This window comes from Peptoniphilus harei (genome assembly GCF_900454685.1).
GTDB lineage: Bacteria > Bacillota > Clostridia > Tissierellales > Peptoniphilaceae > Peptoniphilus_A > Peptoniphilus_A harei.
In genome coordinates this window covers 1,735,103-1,759,437 of record NZ_UATM01000032.1, presented here as the reverse complement: position 1 = coordinate 1,759,437, position 24,335 = coordinate 1,735,103, and the positions used below count along the sequence as shown (strand labels likewise).

General features: G+C 34.2%; 19 protein-coding genes and 1 other annotated feature. All 19 genes read left to right on the top strand.

Annotated features, from left to right (window positions below):
* Window positions 1–15 precede the first annotated feature (15 nt).
* The 19 genes from DRZ96_RS11770 to brnQ all read left to right on the top strand — a co-directional run bounded on the left by DRZ96_RS11770 (window position 16) and on the right by brnQ (window position 24,273).
* Window positions 16–783: an ABC transporter permease family protein gene (locus DRZ96_RS11770; RefSeq protein ID WP_236587196.1), complete on the top strand. Its 768-nt coding sequence runs from the start codon at window positions 16–18 to the stop codon at window positions 781–783.
* Between the two features lie 9 nt (window positions 784–792).
* A complete protein-coding gene (locus DRZ96_RS09690; protein ID WP_112890502.1) occupies window positions 793–1,050 on the top strand; it encodes a hypothetical protein in 258 nt (85 codons plus the stop codon).
* A gap of 196 nt (window positions 1,051–1,246) precedes the next feature.
* Window positions 1,247–2,455: an ATP-binding protein gene (locus DRZ96_RS09685; RefSeq protein ID WP_112890501.1), complete on the top strand. Its 1,209-nt coding sequence runs from the start codon at window positions 1,247–1,249 to the stop codon at window positions 2,453–2,455.
* Window positions 2,456–2,553: 98 nt separating this feature from the next.
* Window positions 2,554–4,053: a murein biosynthesis integral membrane protein MurJ gene (murJ, locus tag DRZ96_RS09680; RefSeq protein WP_112890500.1), complete on the top strand. Its 1,500-nt coding sequence runs from the start codon at window positions 2,554–2,556 to the stop codon at window positions 4,051–4,053.
* Between the two features lie 69 nt (window positions 4,054–4,122).
* Entirely contained in the window at window positions 4,123–4,446 is a 324-nt protein-coding gene (locus DRZ96_RS09675) for a DsrE family protein (protein ID WP_112890499.1), read from the top strand.
* 154 nt (window positions 4,447–4,600) lie between these two features.
* Window positions 4,601–8,344, top strand: a complete 3,744-nt coding sequence (rpoB, locus tag DRZ96_RS09670; protein ID WP_112890498.1) for a DNA-directed RNA polymerase subunit beta — start codon at window positions 4,601–4,603, stop codon at window positions 8,342–8,344.
* Window positions 8,345–8,380: 36 nt separating this feature from the next.
* On the top strand, window positions 8,381–11,968 hold the full coding sequence (rpoC, locus tag DRZ96_RS09665) for a DNA-directed RNA polymerase subunit beta' (RefSeq protein WP_112890497.1): 3,588 nt from the start codon (window positions 8,381–8,383) through the stop codon (window positions 11,966–11,968).
* Between the two features lie 907 nt (window positions 11,969–12,875).
* Window positions 12,876–14,045, top strand: a complete 1,170-nt coding sequence (locus DRZ96_RS09660) for a poly(R)-hydroxyalkanoic acid synthase subunit PhaE (RefSeq protein WP_112890496.1) — start codon at window positions 12,876–12,878, stop codon at window positions 14,043–14,045.
* A 45-nt stretch (window positions 14,046–14,090) separates the two neighbouring features.
* Window positions 14,091–15,158 (top strand): class III poly(R)-hydroxyalkanoic acid synthase subunit PhaC, encoded by a 1,068-nt coding sequence (gene phaC, locus DRZ96_RS09655; RefSeq protein ID WP_112890495.1) that lies wholly within the window; start codon window positions 14,091–14,093, stop codon window positions 15,156–15,158.
* A gap of 21 nt (window positions 15,159–15,179) precedes the next feature.
* Window positions 15,180–15,611: a MaoC family dehydratase gene (locus DRZ96_RS09650; RefSeq protein ID WP_112890494.1), complete on the top strand. Its 432-nt coding sequence runs from the start codon at window positions 15,180–15,182 to the stop codon at window positions 15,609–15,611.
* A gap of 396 nt (window positions 15,612–16,007) precedes the next feature.
* The gene (gene rsxC, locus DRZ96_RS09645) at window positions 16,008–17,342 is read left to right on the top strand and encodes an electron transport complex subunit RsxC (protein ID WP_112890493.1); all 1,335 of its coding nucleotides are present in this window, start codon (window positions 16,008–16,010) and stop codon (window positions 17,340–17,342) included.
* A gap of 11 nt (window positions 17,343–17,353) precedes the next feature.
* Window positions 17,354–18,358, top strand: a complete 1,005-nt coding sequence (locus DRZ96_RS09640) for an RnfABCDGE type electron transport complex subunit D (RefSeq protein ID WP_112890492.1) — start codon at window positions 17,354–17,356, stop codon at window positions 18,356–18,358.
* Window positions 18,359–18,943, top strand: coding sequence for an FMN-binding protein (locus DRZ96_RS09635; RefSeq protein WP_112890491.1), 585 nt, complete (start codon window positions 18,359–18,361; stop codon window positions 18,941–18,943).
* 11 nt (window positions 18,944–18,954) lie between these two features.
* The gene (gene rsxE, locus DRZ96_RS09630; RefSeq protein WP_070702082.1) at window positions 18,955–19,551 is read left to right on the top strand and encodes an electron transport complex subunit RsxE; all 597 of its coding nucleotides are present in this window, start codon (window positions 18,955–18,957) and stop codon (window positions 19,549–19,551) included.
* On the top strand, window positions 19,551–20,129 hold the full coding sequence (rsxA, locus tag DRZ96_RS09625) for an electron transport complex subunit RsxA (RefSeq protein WP_070702080.1): 579 nt from the start codon (window positions 19,551–19,553) through the stop codon (window positions 20,127–20,129). Before rsxE ends, rsxA begins: the two co-directional genes overlap by 1 nt.
* A gap of 9 nt (window positions 20,130–20,138) precedes the next feature.
* Window positions 20,139–21,050 (top strand): RnfABCDGE type electron transport complex subunit B, encoded by a 912-nt coding sequence (locus DRZ96_RS09620; RefSeq protein WP_070702078.1) that lies wholly within the window; start codon window positions 20,139–20,141, stop codon window positions 21,048–21,050.
* 184 nt (window positions 21,051–21,234) lie between these two features.
* Complete coding sequence (gene tnpA, locus DRZ96_RS09615) at window positions 21,235–21,708, top strand: IS200/IS605 family transposase (RefSeq protein WP_112889581.1); 474 nt, start codon at window positions 21,235–21,237, stop codon at window positions 21,706–21,708.
* A 289-nt stretch (window positions 21,709–21,997) separates the two neighbouring features.
* Window positions 21,998–22,546 carry a substrate-binding domain-containing protein gene (locus tag DRZ96_RS09610; RefSeq protein ID WP_112890490.1) on the top strand — a complete coding sequence of 183 codons (549 nt, stop codon included), beginning with the start codon at window positions 21,998–22,000 and terminating at the stop codon, window positions 22,544–22,546.
* Window positions 22,547–22,640: 94 nt separating this feature from the next.
* Window positions 22,641–22,872 (top strand) — a binding site (T-box leader).
* A gap of 57 nt (window positions 22,873–22,929) precedes the next feature.
* Entirely contained in the window at window positions 22,930–24,273 is a 1,344-nt protein-coding gene (gene brnQ, locus DRZ96_RS09605) for a branched-chain amino acid transport system II carrier protein (RefSeq protein ID WP_112890489.1), read from the top strand.
* Window positions 24,274–24,335: the final 62 nt, after the last annotated feature.

Below are 24,335 nucleotides of genomic sequence, written 5' to 3'. Positions count from 1 at the left end.
AAATATTTTGAAAATATGGATATTTTAAATTACTCTATAACAGAAGAGAAAAATTACAATTATTCAATCAAAGTAGATAAATTAATCGATAGCACAAAGGACTTTAGGCAAAGAAGGCTACCCTTCGATGTGTATTTATACGTTGACTTTGACACATATTTTAAACTCTTAGATGACTGGAATAAGTACTATTTAAAAAATAATAATGACTTGAGAAGAAACACCTATGAACTATCAATGCAAGTTGATGAAAATAAGTTAGACGATATAAAGAATGAAGTTAAAGAAAAATTAGATTCTTCCATTGCCTACAATGAAACTTATAATTTAACTACAAGCAAAGATGTAGAGGCAAATCGCATGAAAGATGTAAAAACTTTTGGACTTATGATAATTTCTATTGCAGGCATAATTTTCATTTTAAATATAACTAATGGATATTCTTCCATTAATTTAAGTTTAATGGCAAGGAAAAAAGAAATTGGATCTTTAATGTCTTGTGGAATAGATGGGGAAGAACTAATATATAAATATACAAGAGATTTTATATTAGAAGAAATTAAATCACTGGCAATAGTTTTAATAGTAAGTTTTGCTGCTGTATTTGTAATTGCAAAAATATCTCCAACATTAGATATGAAAATTTTGTTGTCTTATTTTGAATATAAATATTTCCTTGCTTTTGGAATTTTGATTTATGGTATAAATATATTAATCTACAAATTATCTTTAAAAAACATTCTAAAGATCGATCCCATTGATTTGATAAGAGGATTTGACTAGGAGGTAGTCATGAGAAAAAATATCAGCAAGTATTTATTTTTTATTGGCATAGGAATTTTGATAATTTCTTATATGCTGCCTGTAGATATTCTTGAAAGTTTTACAAACTTAAGACCGACAGGTCTCACAAGTTTATTTATCTGCAGGGTTATAGGACTTATTGGTCTTATCTTTGCAATTAAAGAGAAGTCACTTTTGTTTGGAATATTAAATTTCTTGTTAATTATAATTTTTCCCCTCGTTATGTTCATTAATAGTTTGATATAAAGTTACAAGCTTTGAGTTTAGACTCAAGGCTTTTTTATTTGTATGTTATTTGATTTTATAAGCTATAATAAAACAATTCAGACTTTCGATTATAATAGAAATAAATAAAAAATCCCAAAGTCTTTCGAGTATAATCGAAATCAAGTTGAAAAATAATTTAAATTCGAGTATACTCGAAATAGATGGAGGGATTCAAATGGATTATATTTTTAGAGATAGGTATATAGAAAAAATTAAAAATTTTATTGATAAACCAATTGTAAAAATTTTAACTGGAATGAGACGTGTTGGAAAATCTACAATTTTAAATATTATTAAGAACGACGTTTTAAAGGATATTCCTGAAGAAAATAAAATTTATATGAATTTTGAATCCTTTGAATATTTTGAAATTAACAATTCAAGTGCATTAAAAGAATATTTAAATGAAAAATTGAAAGACCAAAAGGGAAAAGTTTATTTTTTCTTTGATGAAATTCAGTTAGTCGAAGATTGGGAGAAAGTAATAAATGCCCTGAGGGTTAGCTTTGATTCAGACATTTACATCACTGGGTCTAATTCAAAATTAATATCTGGTGACTTGGCAACACTTCTTGCTGGTAGATATGTTGAATTTGAAATCCAGCCCTTAAGTTTCTATGAATTTTCAGAAATTTACAAAGATTCAGACTTAAATGAAGAAGATTTATTTCAAAAATTTATAAAAATTGGTGGTATGCCAGGTTTAAAATATTTCAAGCTTGAGGAAGAAGTTTCTCAGAAATATTTAAATGATATTTATAACACAGTCCTCGTGAAAGATGTTTTGAACTACAACAATATAAGAGATGTTGATATTTTTAATAGGATTCTCAGCTTCGCAATGCAAAATATTGGCGCGACATTTTCTGCTAGTGCAATAAAAAATTATTTAAAGAGCGAAAATCGAAATATTTCTGTAGACACTGTTTTAAATTATTTGGAATATTGCAACAGGGCCTTTGTCTTAAAAAAAGTTCCAAGATTTGATCTAGAAGGCAAAAAACTCTTAAAGGTTGATGAAAAATATTATTTGACAGATCATGGCTTTAGACAGTCCATGGGCTTTTCTAACGTTAAAGATATTGAAAAAACTTTGGAAAATATTGTCTACATTGAGCTTTTATCGCGAGGATATGATGTGAAAATTGGAAAAGTAAAAGATAGAGAAATAGATTTTGTGGCAAAAAGAGGAGAGATCATTTCTTATTTTCAAATTTCATACCTAATGGAAAATGAAAAAACTAGAGAAAGGGAGTTTGGAGTTTATGATTTAATAAAAGACAATTATCCAAAATATGTCCTCTCCATGGATAAATTTGATTTTTCACAAAAAGGCATTGTTCACAAAAACATAATTGACTTCTTGTTGGAAAGAGAGAAATAATTTTTTAAATTGCAATAGAAGTGAACTTGTAAATAAAAATAAATAACTATATAATAACTTGGGGTTTAACCCAAGTTTTTTTAATTAAAGGAGAAAAAATGAAAACTTCTTATATACTTATGATAATTACAATCCTCTCCAAGGTCTTTGGACTCTTGAGGGAGAAGGCCCTTGCTTACTTCTTTGGAGTTGGCATGGTGGCAGATATTTTTTTAGTAGCCTTCCAACTTCCTATGACCTTTACCAATGTCATTAGTGGTGCTGTTGCCAACGGCTATATCCCTATGTACGACAAAATTAAGGAGAGGGACGACAAGAAACTTGCTGACATCTTTACTGCTAATCTTTCAAATATAATTTTTATTGTCTTTGCAATAGTGACAATTCTTTCCATTATATTTGCAAGACCTCTTGTCAAGTTAATGGCTGAAGGTTTTTCTGGAGAAAAGCTTGAGCTTGCAATTTTTGTTTCAAGAGTTGCCATGCTATCAATTGCCGTAACAGCAGTAAGTTCTATCTACAAGGCCTACTTACAAATTCATGAAAAGTTTGTAATTTCTGTCCTTCACTCAATTATTATGAATATCATAATAATTATTTCCATGGGGTTTGCCTACAAGATGGGGATAAATTATCTTGCAGTGGGAATTCTCTTGGCCTTTGTCCTTCAATATGGGATTTTTATTAGGCCAATTAAGAAGCTTGGCTACAAGCATTCTTTAAAAATTGATTTCAATGAAGATATTAAGAAGTTATTTACTTCTATTCTTCCAATTTTGATTTCAACTTCTGCAATTGAAATAAACTTTATGATTTCACGTTCTCTTGCATCTGGAGCCTATGCTGGTGGGATTTCTATCTTAAATTATTCCTATAAGCTGCAAAGTTTTGTCACAGGAATTGTTGTAACTTCAATTATCACTGCAACTTATCCTAAGCTTGCAAAGTTTGGATCAAAAAAAGATTTAGAAAATTTAAAAGATGCCTTGTCAGAAGGTCTTTCAAATATGCTAATCCTAGTTGTGCCGGCAGCCTTTGGCCTTTATGTTTTTTCTTTTCCAATTGTAAATCTCTTATTTGTTGGGGGAGAATTTTCTGTTGAAGATGCTAGGATTACTGCTACAGTCTTATCTTTCTTTGCCTTTGGAGTTATAGGAATTGGGGTTAGAGAAATTATTTCAAGAGCCTTCTACTCTCTTGGCGACAACAAGACGCCAGTTTACAATTCTCTAATTATTGTTGGAATTAATATTGCCCTTGCACTTTTATTATCAAAAGTCATGGGAATTAGGGGGATTGCTTTTGCTACATCAATTTCCTTTATTGTTGGAGCCCTTGCAATGTATTTTTCTTCTATAAGACTAATAGGAAATGTGTTTGATAAGAAGCTTCTTAAAAATCTTATAAAAATAACAATTTCGTCAGGAGCTATGGCTCTTGGATCGAGACTAGTTTATGAAGTCCTTACAAAAAGCTTTAGCATAAATTTATCTCTTCTTATTTCTATTCTTGTAGCAGGCCTAATTTATCTTATACTTCTCATCCTTTTGAGAGTTGATGAGATAAGAGAAATTTTAAAACTTGTCCTTAAAAAGTAGAAATTTATTAAGGACCTTTCCTTTTTCTCTTTATTAGTGTAAAATATTATCTAATAAGGAGTGATACATATGAAGGTAATTTTTCACGTAGTAGAACAAGACAAGTGGACTTCTGTAATATCAAACGTAAGAGACTTGTTAGACAACTTTGATGACATCCAAATAGAAATAATTGCAATGTCAAAAGCAGCTGCATTATTTAACAGATACTCTGGAGTTGACTTCCAAGGAATTATTGGAAATCCAAAGGTTAATATTACAATAGGAAAGAAAGCATTAGAAGAAAACAGACTTAAAGAAGAACTAATTCCTTCAGAAATCAAAATCGAAGACTTAGTTATAACAAAAATCGTAAAGCTTCAAAACGAAGGTTACGCTTATATTAGACTTTAAAAAGAATTCTGCCTTTTGGCAGGATTTTTTTATTTAAAAACCTTGCAAAGTGTCGGCAATAATGATAAAATACCTATTTGCATAATAATAATTAGAGTGGTGATTTGTACTCTAATTGGATACACTCATTTGAAAGGCTAGGGTGAGAAAATTAATGGTACATCCTGTTAAATATGGGAAACGTGAGAGAATGAGTTTTTCTCGTGTAGATGAAGTTATGTCACTTCCAAATCTTCTTGACGTGCAGACTTCTTCATACAAATGGTTGATTGAAGAAGGATTGAAAGAAGTTTTTGATGACGTATCTCCTATTGAGGATTACTCTGGAAATTTAATTTTAGAATTTGTGGACTATCATTTATCTGATGAAATCAAATATGATATAGACGAATCTAAACAGAGAGACACAAATTACTCTGCGCCATTAAAGGCAAAGGTAAGACTTATCAATAGTGAAACTGGCGAAGTTAAGGAACAGGAAGTCTTTATGGGCGACCTTCCACTTATGACACCAACTGGCACATTTGTAATAAATGGGGCAGAGCGTGTAGTTGTTTCACAACTTGTAAGAAGTCCTGGAGCATATTATAAGGAAGAAAGAGACAAGACAGGTAAGAAAATCTATTCGGCAACACTTATACCAAATAGGGGAGCTTGGCTTGAATTTGAAACTGATGCTCAAGGCGTTATCAATGTAAGAATTGATAGGACAAGAAAAATTCCTATTACTGTCTTATTAAGAGCTATTGGTGTTGAATCTAACCAAGAAATCATGGACGTAATTGGAGAAAGTGAAGCTGTATTAAAGACTCTTGAAAAAGATATTACTACTAACAAGAATGAAGCTTTACTTGAAATCTATAAAAAATTAAGACCAGGTGAACCACCTACTATTGATTCAGCTCAATCACTTTTTGAGAATATGTTCTTCGATGACAGAAGATATGACCTTGCAAAAGTTGGTAGATATAAATTCAACAAAAAGCTTGGCATTTCTGCAAGACTTGAAGGTAATATTCCTGCTGAAGACATAGTTGACCCAATGACTGGGGAAATCTTAGCAGAAGCTGGCGAACTATTAAATAGGGCAAAGGCTGAAAAGATTGAAGCAGCTGGTGTTAACCAAGTCCTAATTAAGACTGACGAAAACTACGAACACGCAAGTGAAAATACAATAGTAATTGGAAACAACTTCTCCTTTGTTGATGCTTATGAACTAGACTTCGACATGGAAGAACTTGGTTTTAAAGAAAAAGTATATAGACCACTTTTCGATGAACTTTATGAAGAATATTCTGAAGACACAGAAAAGTTTAAGGAAGAGCTTGTAAAGGCTCATAGAGAACTATCTCCAAAAAATATTTTAATCGACGATATTATCGCTGGTATAAATTATGAATTTGGACTTATGAACAACGTGGGATCCGTTGACGACATCGACCATCTTGGAAACAGAAGAATTAGATCTGTTGGAGAACTTCTTCAAAACCAATTTAGGATTGGTATTTCAAGAATGGAAAGAGTTATCCGTGAAAGGATGACTGTACAAGATGTTGATGCAACAACTCCACAATCACTGATAAATATTAGACCTGTGACAGCTGCGATAAAAGAATTTTTCGGTTCTTCCCAACTTTCACAATTTATGGACCAAAATAATCCTCTATCAGAATTAACTCACAAGAGAAGGTTATCTGCACTAGGACCTGGTGGGTTGAGTAGAGATAGGGCTGGATTTGAAGTGCGTGACGTCCATAACTCACATTACGGAAGAATGTGTCCTATTGAGACACCAGAAGGTCCAAACATTGGACTTATCACATCCCTTACAACTTACGCAAGAATCAACGACTATGGTTTTATTGAAACACCATATAGGAAGGTTGTTGACGGAGTTGTAACTGATCAAATAGATTATCTAACTGCCGATGTTGAGTACGAACAAATCATTGCTCAAGCTGACGAAAGACTTGATGAAAATAATAAATTCGTTGAAGATAGGATTGCTGCCAGAGGTCATGGCGGTAATGCCGATATTTTCGACATAAAAGACGTAAACTACATGGACGTTTCTCCACAACAAATTGTTGCTGTAGGTACATCCATGATTCCTTTCTTGGAAAACGACGACGCCAACAGGGCTCTAATGGGTGCCAACATGCAGCGTCAAGCAGTACCTCTATTAAAGACTGAGGCTCCTGTTGTTGGAACTGGTATTGAATACAGGGCAGCAAAGGACTCAGGTGTTGTAATTGTTTCTAAGAACAAGGGTAAAATCAAAAAAGTTGACTCTGTTCATATTGAAGTGGAAAGAGAATCTGACAAGGGAATCGACACATATAAACTTCACAAGTTTATGGGTGGTAACCAAGGAACTACAATTAACCAAAGACCTATTGTAAATGAAGGGGACCTTGTAGAAGCAGGAGAAATCATTGCTGACGGTCCATCAACTGATATGGGTGAAATGGCCCTTGGTAAAAATATCCTAATAGCCTTTATGAACTGGGAAGGATATAACTACGAAGATGCCATGCTTGTAAGTCAAGAGCTTGTTATTGATGATGTATTAACTTCACTTCACATTGAAGAATATGAATCAGAAGCAAGAGATACAAAACTTGGACCTGAAGAAATTACAAGAGACATACCTAATGTTGGGGAAGACATGCTAAAAGACCTTGACGACAGGGGTATTATAAGAATTGGTGCAGAAGTAAAACCAGGAGATATCCTAGTTGGTAAGGTAACTCCAAAGGGAGAAACTGAACTTTCTGCAGAAGAAAGACTTCTTCGTTCAATCTTTGGTGAAAAGGCAAGAGAAGTAAGAGATACTTCCCTTAGACTTCCTCATGGTGAACATGGAATTGTTGTTGATGTTAAGACATTTAATAGGTCTGAAGGAGACGAACTTCAACCAGGTGTCAACGAAATGGTAAGAGTCTTTGTTGCTACAAAGAGAAAGATTCAAGTAGGGGACAAGATGTGTGGTCGTCACGGAAACAAGGGTGTTATCTCTAGGGTTATGCCTAAGGAAGACATGCCTTACATGCCAGACGGTACACCAATCCAAATTGTTCTTAACCCACTAGGGGTTCCATCTCGTATGAACCTTGGACAAGTACTTGAAGTTCACTTGGGACTTGCTGCCAAAAAACTTGGATGGCACGTTGCAACACCAGTATTTGACGGTGCCAATGAAAATGACATCTTCGACACACTTGAAGAAGCTGGATATTCTAGAGATGGAAAAATTCAACTAAGAGATGGTAGAACTGGAGAAGAATTTGACCACCCTGTAACTGTTGGTTACATGTATATGTTAAAGCTTCACCACTTAGTTGATGAAAAGATCCACGCTCGTTCTACTGGACCTTACTCACTTGTTACACAACAACCTCTTGGAGGTAAGGCACAATTCGGTGGACAAAGATTTGGAGAGATGGAAGTTTGGGCTCTTGAAGCATATGGTGCTAGCCATACCCTACAAGAAATGCTTACAGTTAAGTCTGACGATATTGTTGGTCGTGTTAAGACTTACGAAGCTATTGTTAAGGGCGAAAACATTCCACAACCAGGAGTTCCTGAATCCTTTAAGGTTCTAATAAAAGAACTTCAAGCACTAGCTCTTGAAATTCAAGTTCTTGATGATAAGGGCAATGAAGTTGACCTTGAAGTTGATGAAGATGAACTAACAAAGATTGATAACATCGATGATAAAAATACAAAATCAGATGAAGATGAATTAAAGGAACTTATCGAACAAACTGGAACTGCAAATATTGGAATCAGAACAATTTCAAATGATGAAGTTGAGTCTTTTGAAAAAAGTCACATCTACGAAGATGAAGACGGCGAGTATGAAGACGACGATGAATCCGATGAATCTGAAGATTAATTATTGTTTTAATTAATATGAAAGGAGAAGTGCTCCTTGAGCGAACATGAATTATTCCATTCAATAAAAATTGGACTAGCTTCACCTCAAAAGATCAGATCTTGGTCTTATGGAGAAGTTAAAAAACCGGAAACTATAAATTATAGGACATTAAAGCCTGAAAAAGAAGGTCTATTTTGTGAAAAAATATTTGGACCTACTAAGGACTGGGAATGTTCCTGTGGAAAATATAAAAGAGTAAGATACAAGGGAGTAGTCTGCGAAAAATGTGGCGTTGAGGTCACAAAGGCTAAGGTTCGTCGTGAAAGAATGGGTCATATTGAACTTGCTGCTCCAGTATCACACATTTGGTACTTCAAGGGTATCCCTTCAAGAATGGGTCTTGTTTTAGACATGAGCCCTAGGGCCCTTGAAAAGGTACTTTACTTTGCATCTTATGTAGTAACTTATGTTGAACCAGGCGAAACAACTCTTTATGAAAAACAACTATTATCAGAAATTGAGTATAGGGAATTCAAGAGAGAATATGGTGACAAGTTCACTGCAAAGATGGGTGCAGAAGCTATTAGGGACCTTCTAGAAAAAGTTGACCTTCAAAGGGAAAATGACGAACTTACAGAAGAGCTCCAAGATGCAACTGGACAAAAGAAAATTAGAATAACAAGAAGACTTGAAGTTATTGATGCCTTTATTCAATCAGACAACAAGCCTGAATGGATGATCCTTGATGCGATCCCTGTTATACCACCTGATTTAAGACCAATGGTACAACTTGATGGTGGCAGATTTGCAACAAGTGACTTAAACGACTTATACAGAAGAATTGTAAATAGAAACAACAGACTTAAGAAGTTAATGGACATCAATGCTCCAGACATTATCGTTAGAAATGAAAAGAGAATGCTACAAGAATCTGTAGATGCTCTTATTGACAACGGTAGACGTGGAAGACCTGTTACTGGACCAGGAAATAGACCACTTAAATCTTTATCAGAAATGTTAAAAGGTAAGCAAGGTCGTTTCCGTCAAAACTTACTTGGTAAGAGAGTTGACTACTCTGGTCGTTCTGTAATCGTAGTTGGACCAGATCTTAAATTCTACCAATGTGGACTTCCAAAAAATATGGCACTTGAATTATTCAAGCCTTTCGTAATGAAGGAACTTGTTTCTCGTGGCCTAACTTATAACATTAAATCTGCAAAGAGAATGGTTGAAAGAGGAAAGGAAGAAGTTTGGGATGTACTTGAAGAAGTTATCCAAGACCACCCAGTTCTGCTTAACCGTGCACCGACACTTCACAGACTTGGTATCCAAGCCTTTGAACCTGTCCTAGTAGAAGGTAAGGCTATTAAGCTTCACCCACTTTCTTGTACAGCATACAATGCCGACTTCGATGGTGACCAAATGGCAGTCCATCTACCACTATCAACTGAAGCACAAGCTGAAGCAAGACTACTAATGCTTTCAACTAACAATATCTTAGCCCTTAAGGATGGTAAGCCAATTACTACTCCTACACAAGATATGGTTCTTGGTTCATATTATCTAACTCTTATGAGAGAAGATAAGTTAAAGGGCGACGGATCAATTTACAGAAACTATGATGAAATGTTCCACGCTTATGAATCAGGATTCTTACACCTTCAATCTAAGGTATCTATAAGAAGATATGCAGATGAAAATGACAAGAGGGGAAAAATTGTATCATCAACTGTTGGTAGATTTTTAATGAACGAATTTATCCCACAAGACCTTGGATTTGTTAACAGGGATGAAGACAAGTATTCACTTGAAATTGACCAAGTTGTAGACAAGAAACTTCTTGGAAAAATAATTGAAAAAACTTATAAAAAACATGGAAATATAAAAACTGCTGAACTTCTTGACAACATCAAGGCAACAGGATATCACTACTCAACTATTGGAGCAGTATCAATTTCAATGGGTGACGTACAAATTCCTGCATCTAAACCAGAAATTTTAGCAGCAGCTGAAAAAGAAGTAGCTAAGTATGAAAAAGCCTTTAGAAGAGGTCTTATATCTGATGAAGAAAGATATGAAAAGGTAATTGAAATTTGGAACAAGGCCACAGATGACTTAACTGACGATGTAATGGACGGCTTTGATGCCCTAAACAACATCTACATCATGGCAGACTCTGGAGCCAGAGGTTCTAAGAACCAAATCAGACAACTTGCAGGTATGCGTGGACTTATGGCATCACCTTCAGGTAGGACAATAGAAGTTCCAATCACTTCAAACTTTAGGGAAGGTCTATCAGTACTTGAATTCTACATGTCAGCCCACGGTTCTAGAAAGGGTCTTGCCGATACAGCCCTAAGGACTGCCGACTCTGGTTACTTGACAAGAAGGCTAGTAGACGTTTCACAACAAGTAATCATATCTGAAGAAGACTGCGGCACAGATGAATATCTTGTAGCTAAAGCCTTCAAAGATGGAAAAGAACTAATAGAATCTCTTGCAGATAGAATCGAAGGAAGATATTCCTTTGAAGATATTGTAAATCCAGAAACTGGAGAACTAATAGTTGGAGCTAACGAACCAATCTCTGATGATGACGCAGTTCTAATTGAATCTCTAGGAATAGAAGAAGTTAAGGTTAGATCAATTCTTGGCTGTAAGAGTAAAAGCGGTGTTTGTTCCCACTGCTATGGTAGAAACCTTGCAACAGGATCTCACGTTGGTATTGGAGAAGCAGTTGGTGTAATTGCTGCCCAATCAATTGGTGAACCGGGTACACAACTTACAATGAGAACTTTCCACACTGGTGGTGTAGCGGCAGCTGCCGATATCACTCAAGGTCTTCCAAGAGTTGAAGAACTTTTCGAAGCAAGAAAGCCAAAGGGTCTTGCAGTAATTGCAGAACGTGCTGGTGTAGTTGACATCAAGGAAACTAACAAGAAGAGAGAAGTTCTTATTACAGCTGAAGACGGAACAGTTGACTCCTATAATATCGTTTATGGTTCAAGATTAAAGGTTAAAGCAGGCGATGAAGTTGAAGCAGGAGATGAACTTACACAAGGTTCTGTATATCCACAAGACTTACTACGTGTTAAGGGCGAAAAAGGTGTACAAGAATACATTGTAAAAGAAGTTCAAAGAGTTTATAGACTTCAAGGGGTAGACATCAACGACAAGCACATTGAAATTATTGTTAGACAAATGCTATCAAAGTGCAAGATAGAAGATGCAGGAGACACAGATTTACTTCCAGGATCTCTTGTAAATGTTGTTGACTACAAAAAAGCAAATAAGGACGCAATAGATGCAGGTAAAGAACCAGCAATTGGTCAAATTAATTTACTTGGTATCACAAAGGCTTCCCTTGCAACAGAATCCTTCTTATCAGCAGCATCCTTCCAAGAAACTACAAGAGTTCTTACAGATGCAGCAATCAAGGGTAAGGAAGATAAACTTGAAGGTCTAAAGGAAAATATTATAATTGGACAACTTATACCAGCAGGTACAGGCGCTCGTATTAATTCCAAGGTTCAAATTGGAATCGACGAAAGCCTAAAAGAAGATTACAATATTCTAGAAGACTCTGAAGTAATAACAAGTGATGATGTAAAAATTGAACTTGAAACAGTTGAAGAAGAATAAAATATTATAAATTAAGAGTAGGCTTAGAGATGAGCCTACTTTTTTGTGCAAATTTTTATGGGTCCTTCTCTTATATGTTTTGTGAATAAAAATATTAATGAAAATTTAAAAATTTCTGATATTTAAAATATTTGCAAGTCTTAAGTTAATTATGAGTTTGAGAAAAATTAAGACTTTTTAATTAACTAGGCGCTTGTAAAAAATCATGACCTTCTAATAAACTTTGATCTTCTAAAAAGGAACGACCTTGTAATAAGTTAAGAACTTCTGAAAGATTATGACCTTGTAATAAATTATAAGCTTCTGAAAAATTATGAACTTGTAAAAAATTATGACTTTATAAAAAGTTTTGACTTTCAAATAAACTATGAGCTTGTAAAAAAATGACGCTGATTAAAAGTTTTTAAAATTAGATATAAAAGGACCTTTTAAAATTCAATTAAATAATAGGTAATATGGTTAAAATAAAAATTTTATTAAGTCTTGAGATAAATTATTTGGGTTTTAAGTTTATAAAAATTTTAATTAATCATAGATGGTGAAAGGGACGACAAGAAAATTAAAAATTAAAAGTTTAATAACAAAGAATCTAAATTAAAAATAATTTATATAAACCCTCAAGCTAAATTATTTTTATTTTGAATTTCCAAACAAAGTCTTTTTTTAATTTCCAAATAAATTTTTTTTATCATATTTTGTGGAAGGGAGTAGAAGAAACATAAAATTAAAAATTTTATAATAAAGAAATCAAAAATCAAATAAAAAACTAAGAAATAATAAATTTTACATAAACTTTAATATTTATTTAACAAAAACAAATATTGCTGTTTTATAATATAAAAACCGGGTAACCTATTAGTAAGATGAAGTAATAAATTTTTTAATTCTAAAATTTAGGGAGGATAATATGACAATGAATTACAATGCTTGGAATGATATGTTCAAGACAAGCCAAGATATGATGAAAGCATGGGTGGATGCTCTGCCAAAGAGAGACCCTGAAAATAAAGAATCTGAAGATAATGCCTTTGATTTTACAAAATATCAAGATTGGGCAAAATTTCAACAAGCTTGGATGAGAAGTTGGGAAGATATGATGAAAAATGCAGGCCCACAAAATGTATTTTCCAATAATACTTACGAAGCTTGGACAAAAATGATGGAATTATACAATCCTCTTGATGCCAGCAAAATGATGGGAGCAGGCACAAGAGATGTCTTCGAAAAAATTCTAAATTCTAACAAATTGTATCTTGGAGCTTATGAACAATGGAAAAAATTTAATGACGACTTTTTAAAGCCAGGAACTGATACTTATAAAGAGAACCTTGAACAACTAGTAAAGCAATTTAATGAAATATTCACGAATAATCTGATTCCACTTTTACCTAAAGAAATGCAAGGTTTAATGGTTAATTCTCAAAGCTATTTTAATACCTATTTAAAAACTTTAGAAAATTTCCTTGGCCCATGGTCTTTTGCTTACCAAAATATAGCTGAGATATATATGGAATCTATTTATAAGGATCCAATGAAGTTATCAGATGCCTTAAAAGAATGGAAGGATGCTTATAATAAGACTTTTGGAATTTTAGTAAAGTCTCCTGTAGTGGGAAGTTCTAGAGAATTACTGGAACAAAATAACAGGGCTGTAGACTCTATGGTTGATATGCTTATTTCTGTTTCAGAATTTATAACAAAGGCCTTATCAGTTGGATACAAAAATTCTCAAGAAGTTTTTGAAGAATACTTCGACTCAGTTGATAAGGGCGAAGATCCAAAAACTTTCAATGAGTTTTATAAGATGTGGTCAAAACATGTTGAAAATGCCATTGAAAAGTACTTCTACACTGATGAATTCTCAAAGCTTATTGCAAAAGCAGCAGATTCATATATGATTTTTAAAATAGAATACGACAAGTTAATAGAAAAATCTCTTAGCGATTCTCCAATTGTCACAAAATCAGAAGTAGACAATGTTTATAAAAATGTTTACGAATTGAGACGTGAAGTTAGGTCTCTTAAAAAAGAATTGGAAGAACTTAGGGGAAAAGAAGGCTTAAAAAGTGACAAATAATTATTTCCTATAATTTTGAAATAGTTAATTAAGGGAGGCAAAAATATGTATAATGATTTTTTCGATATAAAGACATCTATTGAGGAAGGAATAAAGGCTCAGGAAAAATTCCTAAAGAGTTATGAAAGTATGATTAGTGCAACTAATGACCACGCCAATCAGACTCCTAGAGAGGTTGTTTTTGAGGAAGATAAATTAAAACTTTATAACTATAAAAAGTCTACAAGAAGTATAAGCAAGGTTCCAACACTAATTGTTTATGCCCTTGTTAACACTCCTTCTATGATGGATATTGGCCAAGACAAGTCTTTTATTAAAAAGTTAGTGGACAGTGGTCTTGATTTATATTTAATCGAATGGGGATTTCCAACTGCTGATGACAAATATATAAGTCTTGATGATTATATAAATATTTATATTGACGATTGTGTCGACCACATTAGAAAGGAAAAGGGAGTAGACAAGATAAACATTCTTGGAGTTTGCCAAGGTGGTACTTTTAGTTTAATGTACACAGCTCTTCATCCAGAAAAAATTAAGAACCTAGTGACTATGGTTACACCTGTCGACTTTTCAACAGATGATGGACTTCTTTTCAAATGGGGAAAATATTTAAATCCAGATAGGATGGTAGAGGCCTATGGAGTTGTGCCAGGGGACTTTATGAATACTGGTTTCCTAACTTTAAAACCTCTTTCACTAATGGTCAATAAATATGTAGATGTTATAAATGACCTAGATGATCCTGAACATCTTTCAAGCTTTATGACTATGGAAAAATGGATTTTTGATAGTCCGGGACAAGTTGGAATGGCATACAAGGAATTTTTAAATGCAATGTACAGGGAAAATCGCCTAATGAAGGGTGAAATGGAAATTGCTGGTGAAAAAGTAGATTTGAAGAAAATTACTCAACCAGTCCTAAACCTTTATGCAGAAAGAGATAACCAAGTTCCAAATGCTGCGTCAATTCCAATTGGAGATTGTGTAGGAAGTGAAGACTACACAGCTAAATCTTTCCCTACAGGACACATTGGAATGTTTGTTAGTAGAAGAAGTCAGGAAGAAGTAGCGCCAACAGTAGTAGATTGGCTAAAGAAACGTTCAAAATAAATATAGAAGGGATAGTGACTTATGGATAATACAAAGGGAAAAACTATTGATGAGTTAAAAGTAGGACAAAGTGCTTGTTTTACAAAAACAGTTTCTGAGGCAGACGTTTATAACTATATCGGTGTATCTGGTGACTTTAACCCTGCCCATATAAATGAAGAATTTGCGAAAAAGACAAGATTTAAAGAACGTATAGCCCACGGTATGATTAGTGCAGGATTCATTTCTTCAGTGCTAGGAACTCAGTTACCTGGTCCAGGAACTATTTATTTGAATCAAGATCTTAAATTTACTCACCCAGTTCACTTTGGTGATACGATCACTGCAACTTGTACTGTTGAAGAATTATTCTCTGACACAAATAGGGTAATATTAAGTACAGTTTGTGAAAATCAACATGGACAAACTGTAATCGAGGGAAGGGCCTTAGTCCTAGCTCCTCTTCCAGATTAAAATAATAATAAAAATGATAGGGCGACCTTATATGAGGGTCGCTTTTTTATATTCAAAAAATTATTCTATTGGATAGAAAAATAAAATAAGATATTTTATCCTTGTGAAATTGAAAATATTTTGATAAAAAAGAATTGCTTATAAATTTAATCGCTTAATTTGCTGATGAATAAATACGAAGAATTAAAATAGAGAGATAAAATAAAGTTTTTATTGGTCTTGTTTTTGATAAAGAGTATCAGAAACCCTATTTTAAGAATGACTAGATTTGAATGATGATAAAGATTTCCCAAAATGAATTTTTTCAGTAGAATAATGTACTTTAATAAAATTTAGTGTTATAATTATAACAAATGGTAAAAATATAGGCTAAAGCCAAATAAGGGGTGAAGTTTTATGAGTTCAAGAAATCTCACTTTTTCCGTAGGTGGAGTTCATATGGACGAACACAAAACTTTGACAGAAAAAATCGCAATTGAGAGGATGCCAAGTCCAAAGATTGCTTACATACCTATGTCACAACACATTGGAGCGCCATGCTCACCTGTTGTTTCAAAGGGCGACTCTGTTAAAGTTGGCCAAATTGTTGGGAATTCTGAAGCTTTTATTTCAGCAGCTATACACTCTTCTGTATCAGGTACAGTTAAAGAGATTAAAAAAATGTATACAGCTGATGGAAGGTATTGTGATTGCGTCGTTATAGAAAACGATGGCAAAGATGAAATGATTGAGGACCTTAAATCTTTTAAGGATTATAAGGATCATCCTATTGACGACTTAATTCCTTTTATTAAGGAAAAGGGAATCGTAGGAATGGGTGGAGCTGGTTTCCCTCTTCATGCAAAACTTAAGGGTGAAGATCCAGTTCTAGACGAATGTATAATCAATGGTGCAGAGTGTGAGCCTTTCCTTACATGTGACCATAGAATTATGCTAGAAAAAACTGAAGAAATATTAGAAGGTTTAGATATCTTCTCACATTTTTACAATAAGGAAGCTTCTTACATGGCAATTGAGGAAAACAAACCTGATGCAATTGCTAAGATGGAAGAAGTTATAGGTAATAATCCTAATTGGAATCACTTAAAAGTTGTTGGATGTCAAACTAAGTATCCACAAGGTGATTCAAAGAGACTTTCTGAAGCCGTAGTTGGTAGAATTGTTCCACAAAATGGTGTAACAAATGATGTTGGAGTTTTCCTAACAAATGTTGGTACTACTCTAGCTTTCTATGAAGCTATGATCGAAGGAAAGCCTTCTTATGAAAGAGTTATAACTGTTTCTGGTTCTGGTATTAAAGAACCTAAGAATATTCTCGTTAAAGTAGGAACTCCTGTGGGAGATATCCTAGATTTCTGTGGCGGTCTTAAAGACAACTTCAAAGAAATCATCTGTGGTGGTCCTATGACTGGTAAGTCAGTATTTAATCTTGACTCACCAATTACTAAGACTACTTCTGGTATTTTGGTTTTCACTGAAGAAGAAGTTACAGAAAGAATTGAGTCTCCATGTATTAGATGTTCAAGATGTGTAGACCATTGTCCAGCCAATATAAATCCAACTGATATTAATCATGCGATTTTAAAGGGAGATGTAGACTTATGTATGGATCTTCACGCTGACCAATGTATGGAATGTGGTATATGTTCCTTTGTTTGTCCAGCCAAGAGACATCTTACAGCATCTGTTAAATTAGCTAAACGAGAAATCAGAGCTAATCAAAAGAGATAGGAGGGATCAATTTGGAAAATAATAAAATTAATAAGGATCCGATGACAGTAAACGAGGCACGCTTTGTTTCACTAGCTCCTCATATTAGGTCAAATGATACTGTTAGAAAGATTATGCTTGATGTTATTATCGCACTTGCTCCTGCAATGATTGCTTCTGTATATTTCTTTGGAACAAGGGCCATAGCACTTTTAGCAGTATGTATTGGTGCTTGTGTATTTACTGAACTTATTACACAAAAATGCCTAAAGAAAACTGTTCAAATTGCTGACTTATCTGCTGTTGTTACTGGGATTTTGATTGCACTTAATATGCCACAATCTTTTCCACTATGGATGGCAGCTTTCGGATCAGTTTTTGCAATATTAGTAGTTAAAGAATGTTTTGGTGGTATTGGTTTCAACTTTATGAACCCAGCTCTTGCAGCTAGACTTGTGCTTATGACATCTTGGCCAAAACAAATTACAGATTATATTTCACCAGAATTATTGAAGCAAGGTCTTACAACATCATCTGCAGCAGTGGATGGTCTATCTTATGCAACACCTCTTCAAGTTATTGCATCTGGTGATCTTGCAAATCTTCCTTCAATGGGAGATATGTTTATTGGAAATATTGGTGGTGTAATAGGAGAAACTTCTGCAATTGCACTTCTAATTGGATTTGTTTACCTAGTAGCAAGAAAGGTAATTTCTTGGGAAATCCCAGTAATTTATGTTGCATCAACTGCAATATGTCTATTTGTTCTTGGAATCCCAATGGAACTTATTCCTTATGAACTACTTGCAGGTGGTTTGTTACTTGGTGCTATCTTTATGGCAACTGACTACACTACAAACCCAATAAACAGAAAGGGAAGAATTATTTTTGCTCTTGGCTGTGGTATCTTAACTGCAGTAATTAGGGTTAAGGCATCTCTTCCTGAAGGTGTTTCATACGCAATATGTCTTATGAACCTCGCAACACCATTAATTGACAAACTTACTATATCAAGTGCATATGGGGAGGCGAAGTAAATGAAAGAACCAGTAAAATTCGGAATAATACTTTTAGTATTCTGTGCCCTATCAGCAGGTCTTCTTGCAGCTGTAAATAGTTTTACGGCTCCAGTAATTGCTGAAACTGAACTTAAAAATACACTTGCATCCTATGAAGTTATTTTTGGTGATGCTGCTGATAGTTTCGAAGAATACGATCAAGCTAAATTAGATTCAATAAAAGAAAAATATCCAAACATAGAAAAAATCTTTGTTGCCAAAAAAGGTGAGGATGTTGTTGGATATGGTGTAAACGTAAAATCAAATGGTTATGGTGGAGCTATGACTAACGCCCTTGGTTTTCTACTTGAAGGCGATACAATCGCTGGATTTAGAAATATCTCCAATGGAGAAACAAGTGGATTTGGTTCTAGAATCACTACTGATGAATATTATCCTTCCTATGAAGGTAAGTCTGCTGCTGGTCCTCTAGAACTTTCTAAGGAACCTAAGGCTGATAATGAAGTTATGTGGTTGACATCAGCTACAATCTCCTCTAAGGCAGCTCTTGCAGGCTCAAATGATGCCATTCAAGTTTATAACGAAGTTCTAAAGAATGAATAAGGGGGTTTAAAATGAAATTATCTAAAGTATTTTTAGACGGTGCTTTCAAAAACAATCCTGTATTCATGCAACTTATAGGTCTTTGTTCAGTACTGGCTATTACAAACAGCTTAACTAACTCACTAGCAATGGGTATGGCAGTTACTTTTGTACTTATAATGAGTAACACAGTAGTATCTGCCCTTAGAAATGTAATTCCTGATAAAATAAGAATTCCTTGTTTTATAGTAGTAATTGCAACTTTCGTAACTTTAGTACAAATGATCCTTCAAGCATATTTCCAATCAATTTATGCAGCACTTGGTATTTTCTTACCACTAATCGTAGTTAACTGCTGTATCCTTGGAGAAGCAGAAGGTTTCGCTTACAAGAACAAACTTGTTCCATCAATAGTAGATGGACTTGGAACAGGAGTTGGCTATACAATAGCAGTTCTTTCCATGGGTCTTGTGCGTGAATTTTTCGGCTACGGAACATTATTTGAAAAACAAGTCCTACCAGAATCCTATCCAGGAATTGGACTTATGGGAGCTCCAGCAGGTGCCTTCATACTTCTAGGATTCTTAATTGCAGGATTTAAACTACTACTTAATAGGAGGGCAGACTAATGTTAGAGAGTATTTTAACAATTTTAATTTCAACAATACTTGTAAATAACTATATATTTGCTCAGTTCTTAGGAATTTGTCCCTTCTTAGGTGTATCTTCCAAAACAGAAACTGCCCTTGGAATGGGAGTTGCCGTTACCTTTGTAGTTGTACTTGCATCTGCAATAACATGGCTAATTCAAAATTTCGTACTAAATAAATTTGGACTTGAGTACTTACAAACAATTGCCTTTATACTTGTAATTGCATCTCTAGTACAATTTGTAGAAATGTTTATTAAGAAGTCATCACCTTCACTTTACCAAGCTATGGGTGTTTATCTTCCACTTATCACTACAAACTGTGTTGTACTTGGTGTAACAGTATTAAACGTGCAAAACGGATATAACTTAATAGAAACAATCTTTAGTGGATTTGGAGCTTCTCTAGGCTTTACACTAGCTTTAGTATTAATCGCAGCCCTAAGAGAAAAACTTATGCTTGCAGATGTACCTAAGGCACTTCAAGGTGTTCCTATTGCGCTTGTGAGTGCTGGTCTTATGGCCATAGCATTCTCAGGTTTCGGCGGATTGGTATAGGAGGTAATTATGGAAATTAGTGCAATACTTACCCCAATGGTGTTTTTGGGAATAGCGGGAGCTTTTTTCGGAATAATACTTTCCATTGCATCAAAGGTTTTTTATGTAGAAGTTGATCCAAAGGTAGCTGAAGTAAGAGATGCCCTTCCAGGAGCAAACTGTGGAGCTTGTGGTTTCCCAGGTTGTGATGGACTTGCAGAAGCAATTGCCAATGGTACATCACCAGTTAATGGTTGTGTTATTGGTGGTGCAGAAACTGCTGAAAAAGTCAGCCAAGTAATGGGTGTCAATGCAGAAAATGTTGATAGAAATGTTGCCGTAGTTCACTGTCAAGGTGACTGTGACAAGGCAAAAAATAAATATGATTACAATGACCTAGTTGACTGTAGACTTATAGCTGACTACCAACAAGGTGCAAAAGCTTGTAACTATGGTTGCTGTGGTGGAGGAACTTGCGTTAGCGTTTGTGAATTCGATGCAATCCACATGGTTAATGGAGTAGCAGTAGTTGACAAGGAAAAATGTGTAGCTTGTATGAAGTGTATCAACATTTGTCCTAAGAAAATTATTTCACTTAGACCTTACAAATCAAAAACAGTTGTTGAATGTAAGTCACTTGATTCAGGAAAAGTTGTTAGAAATAATTGTAGCATTGGTTGTATAGGATGTGGAATCTGTGAAAAGAACTGTCCTAAGGATGCAATCCATGTAGAAAATAATCTTGCATCAATTGATTATGACAAGTGTATCAACTGTGGAATTTGTGTTTCAAAATGTCCAACAGGAGCAATCTATTGTGAATATCCTGAAAGAGTGGAAAAAATGAAACAAAAGGAAAAAGAAAAGAAAGAAAAAGAAAGACAAGCAAAAATAGCAGAAGCTCAAGCTAAAAAAGCTGCTGCAGAAAAGACTAATGCTTAATCTTAAACTTTAAATAAAAACTGTCGCTTAAGGCGGCAGTTTTTTCTTGTACGCTTTAGTATGAATAAACCACCAGCTATGCTGGTGGTAGGAAAATAAGCTTTAGCTTCAAGCAAAAAACCTCCCGTGATAAACTATTAATGTTACTGGCAGTAGCATAAATAGAAAAGGGAGGTATCCTAAAATGGATAAAAATAGTTTATCACATACATCATGGAATTGTAAGTATCACGTAGTATTTGCTCCAAAATACAGAAGGCAATTAATATATGGAAGATTAAAACAAGATATAGGAAAAATATTAAGAGATTTATGTGATAGAAAAGGAATAAATATAATAGAAGCGGAATGCTGTCCAGACCATATCCATATGTTGTTGGAAATTCCACCAAAATACAGCATATCTCAAACGATGGGATATTTAAAAGGAAAAAGCAGTCTAATAATATTTGATAGGCATGCAAACTTAAAATATAAATATGGAAATAGACATTTTTGGTGCAGAGGATACTATGTAGACACAGCAGGAAAGAATGTGAAAAAGATACAAGAATATATAAAAAATCAATTAAAAGAAGATTACATGGCAGATCAAATAAGCATTAAAGAATTTGTTGACCCGTTTACGGGTGAGCAAGTAAACAAAAGCAAAAAATAAGGTGCTTTAGCACCAGCTGTGAAAATTGGTGCACGAGAAAGAAAGTTCGAAGCATGGAATGCTGCCGGTAACAGCCCCTTATAGGGGCAAAACAAACCACCGGCTCAGCCGGTGGTTATGATTGTAAATTTTTATAATAAATACATAAAAATTTTAATGGGATTTATTCAAGATCTCTTAAATGTTTAAAACTTTTACAATATTTTGCACTTACATTTTCTTGATAATGTGATATTCTATTAATAGAATAAATTAAAGATGGTGCAAAAATTTAGAAGGAGGCTCTATTATGAAAAGAAAGTTTTATAATAAGATCGCTTATGCCTTACTTATAATGATCCTATTAACTTCTTGTAAGTCTAAGGAGGAGGCAAGTGTAGAAAATACTTCCAATGAAAAAGAAGTAAGCCAAGAAAATGTAGACAAAGAAAAAAGGTCAGATACTAAAGATAGGGAACTCTTTGTGGAAAAAGAAAATCCAAGAATTGTTGCCATGTCAGTTAAGGCTGCAAAGGCATTAAAATTTTTGGCTTATGAAAATGTAGTAGGAGTTCCTAGTGGAGCAGAAGCTCTTTATCCTGACGCAAGTCTAATAGGTGATGAAATGGATCCTGACTTTAAACTCGTAAAAAATCTAAATCCAGAACTTTTACTCACAGATAAAAGTGTAACTTATGACAAGCCCTTAGGACAAAAGGTTGATGATATAGATAATGCTTCGGCTTCCTTTGAGACTTTAGAGGACACGAAAGATGGTCTTAATTTCTTTGCCAAGGGTTTGGGTCTAGATGACGATAGCACTAGAGAAAAAATAGATTCACTTACAGAAAATATTTAGTTTTTAAATTATTTTTATAAAAAATTTTTAAAAAAGTGTTTGACAAGTTTATTTTTATTTCTTATAATAACATGCAAATCATAATTTTATTAATAAAAAATATTGGAAAAAACGAGTAGGTTTATTAAAGTTTTCAGAGAGTAGGCGTTTGGTGAAAGCCTATAATGGAGATAAATTCGAAAATCCTTTTTCTTATGCAAGTCTGAATCCTAGTAAGATTTGCCGCTTTAGTAGGCGTTATCTATACTCGGCATTGATTGATGCTTGTTAAGAGAGCTTACATATTGGTAAGAACTAAGGTGGTAACGCGATAATTCGTCCTTTGTCTATTATTTAGACAAGGGACTTTTTTTATTTATAAAATTAAAAATTAGGAGGAAAGTATGAAAAAATTATCAAGAAGTCAGTTTACTCAAGTGAGCATAATGCTCTTTGGATTGTTTTTTGGAGCTGGAAATTTAATTTTCCCTCCATTTTTAGGAAACCAAGCAGGGAATAAGACTATTATTTCACTTTTGGCTTTTTCTGTTACCGCAATTATTTTCCCAGTCCTTGGAGCAATAGCCGTTGGCAAGACTGATGGACTTAAAAACTTATCTTCAAGAGTTGGAGGAAAGTTCGCCCTAGTTTTTACTACTGCTATATACCTTTCTATAGGACCTGGACTTGGCATACCAAGAGCAGGGTCAGTTCCCTTTGAAATGGCAATAGCACCTTATGTACCAGAAAGCTTTAACCTATCACTTGTAAGATTAGTATATACATTCTTATTCTTCTCAGTTGCAATGCTTGTTTGCTTAAAGCCAAATAAGTTAGTGGCAAGAGTTGGAAAGTATCTAACTCCAACACTATTACTCTTAATACTTATAATGTTTGCCAAGGTAATGACTTTACCAAAAGATTTAGCAGTGGCAAGTGGAAATTATAAGGATGCTCCAGTAGTTGCTGGTTTCTTAGCGGGTTATGATACTATGGATGCTGTTGCAGCCCTTAATTTTGGTTTTGTTGTCACTCTTGCCATAAGAAGGTTTGGAGTTGAAGATAAGAAGCTTGTGACATCTTATACAGATAAGGCTGGTCTAGTTGCAGGTTCAGTTTTATTTCTTGTCTACCTAATGCTTTCAACAATGGGTATGGTGACATCAGGGGCTTTTGCTGGAGCAGAAAATGGTGCTGTAGTTCTTACAGAAGCTGTTAGGCTTGTCTTTGGCAATGCAGGATTAGTTTTATTGGCATCAATATTTACTCTTGCTTGTTTAACAACTTGTATAGGGTTAATATCAAGTGGTTCAGAATATTTTTGTACACTATTTAACCGCAAGATGTCTTATGGCAGATGGGTTTTCCTTTGGACCTTCTTCTCCTTTGTTATGGCAAACTTTGGACTTAATAAACTTCTTGCCCTATCAGTTCCACTACTAACTGTTATATATCCAGTTGCCTTAGTCTTAATAGTTTTAGGATTTACTCATGACTTTGTAGGTTATTCTAAGTATTCTTACAAGGCATCAGCTTTCTTTGCAGTAGGTCTACCACTTGTGGCAGTTGCAAAATCAACATTTAATTTAAACTTGCCACTTTTGACAAATCTTGAGGCAAGCCTTCCAATGGCATCAAGTGGTTTATCTTGGGTCCTACCAAGTCTTGGAGCAATTGTAGTAGTAGAACTTGTTAATAAGTCAATGGTCCTATCAAGATCAAGGGCTAAGGCAGAAAATTATATGTAAGAAAAATTAGAAATTTTAAAACAGTCTCACGTGATGAATGTGGGACTGTTTTTTTATGCTTT

Bases quoted from the DNA above. Each gene is read 5' to 3' on its own strand.
- DRZ96_RS11770 (WP_236587196.1), top strand. From the start codon at position 16: ATGGATATTTTAAATTACTCTATAACAGAAGAGAAAAATTACAATTAT.
- DRZ96_RS09690 (WP_112890502.1), top strand. From the start codon at position 793: ATGAGAAAAAATATCAGCAAGTATTTATTTTTTATTGGCATAGGAATT.
- DRZ96_RS09685 (WP_112890501.1), top strand. From the start codon at position 1,247: ATGGATTATATTTTTAGAGATAGGTATATAGAAAAAATTAAAAATTTT.
- murJ (WP_112890500.1), top strand. From the start codon at position 2,554: ATGAAAACTTCTTATATACTTATGATAATTACAATCCTCTCCAAGGTC.
- DRZ96_RS09675 (WP_112890499.1), top strand. From the start codon at position 4,123: ATGAAGGTAATTTTTCACGTAGTAGAACAAGACAAGTGGACTTCTGTA.
- rpoB (WP_112890498.1), top strand. From the start codon at position 4,601: ATGGTACATCCTGTTAAATATGGGAAACGTGAGAGAATGAGTTTTTCT.
- DRZ96_RS09660 (WP_112890496.1), top strand. From the start codon at position 12,876: ATGACAATGAATTACAATGCTTGGAATGATATGTTCAAGACAAGCCAA.
- phaC (WP_112890495.1), top strand. From the start codon at position 14,091: ATGTATAATGATTTTTTCGATATAAAGACATCTATTGAGGAAGGAATA.
- DRZ96_RS09650 (WP_112890494.1), top strand. From the start codon at position 15,180: ATGGATAATACAAAGGGAAAAACTATTGATGAGTTAAAAGTAGGACAA.
- rsxC (WP_112890493.1), top strand. From the start codon at position 16,008: ATGAGTTCAAGAAATCTCACTTTTTCCGTAGGTGGAGTTCATATGGAC.
- DRZ96_RS09635 (WP_112890491.1), top strand. From the start codon at position 18,359: ATGAAAGAACCAGTAAAATTCGGAATAATACTTTTAGTATTCTGTGCC.
- rsxE (WP_070702082.1), top strand. From the start codon at position 18,955: ATGAAATTATCTAAAGTATTTTTAGACGGTGCTTTCAAAAACAATCCT.
- rsxA (WP_070702080.1), top strand. From the start codon at position 19,551: ATGTTAGAGAGTATTTTAACAATTTTAATTTCAACAATACTTGTAAAT.
- DRZ96_RS09620 (WP_070702078.1), top strand. From the start codon at position 20,139: ATGGAAATTAGTGCAATACTTACCCCAATGGTGTTTTTGGGAATAGCG.
- tnpA (WP_112889581.1), top strand. From the start codon at position 21,235: ATGGATAAAAATAGTTTATCACATACATCATGGAATTGTAAGTATCAC.
- DRZ96_RS09610 (WP_112890490.1), top strand. From the start codon at position 21,998: ATGAAAAGAAAGTTTTATAATAAGATCGCTTATGCCTTACTTATAATG.
- brnQ (WP_112890489.1), top strand. From the start codon at position 22,930: ATGAAAAAATTATCAAGAAGTCAGTTTACTCAAGTGAGCATAATGCTC.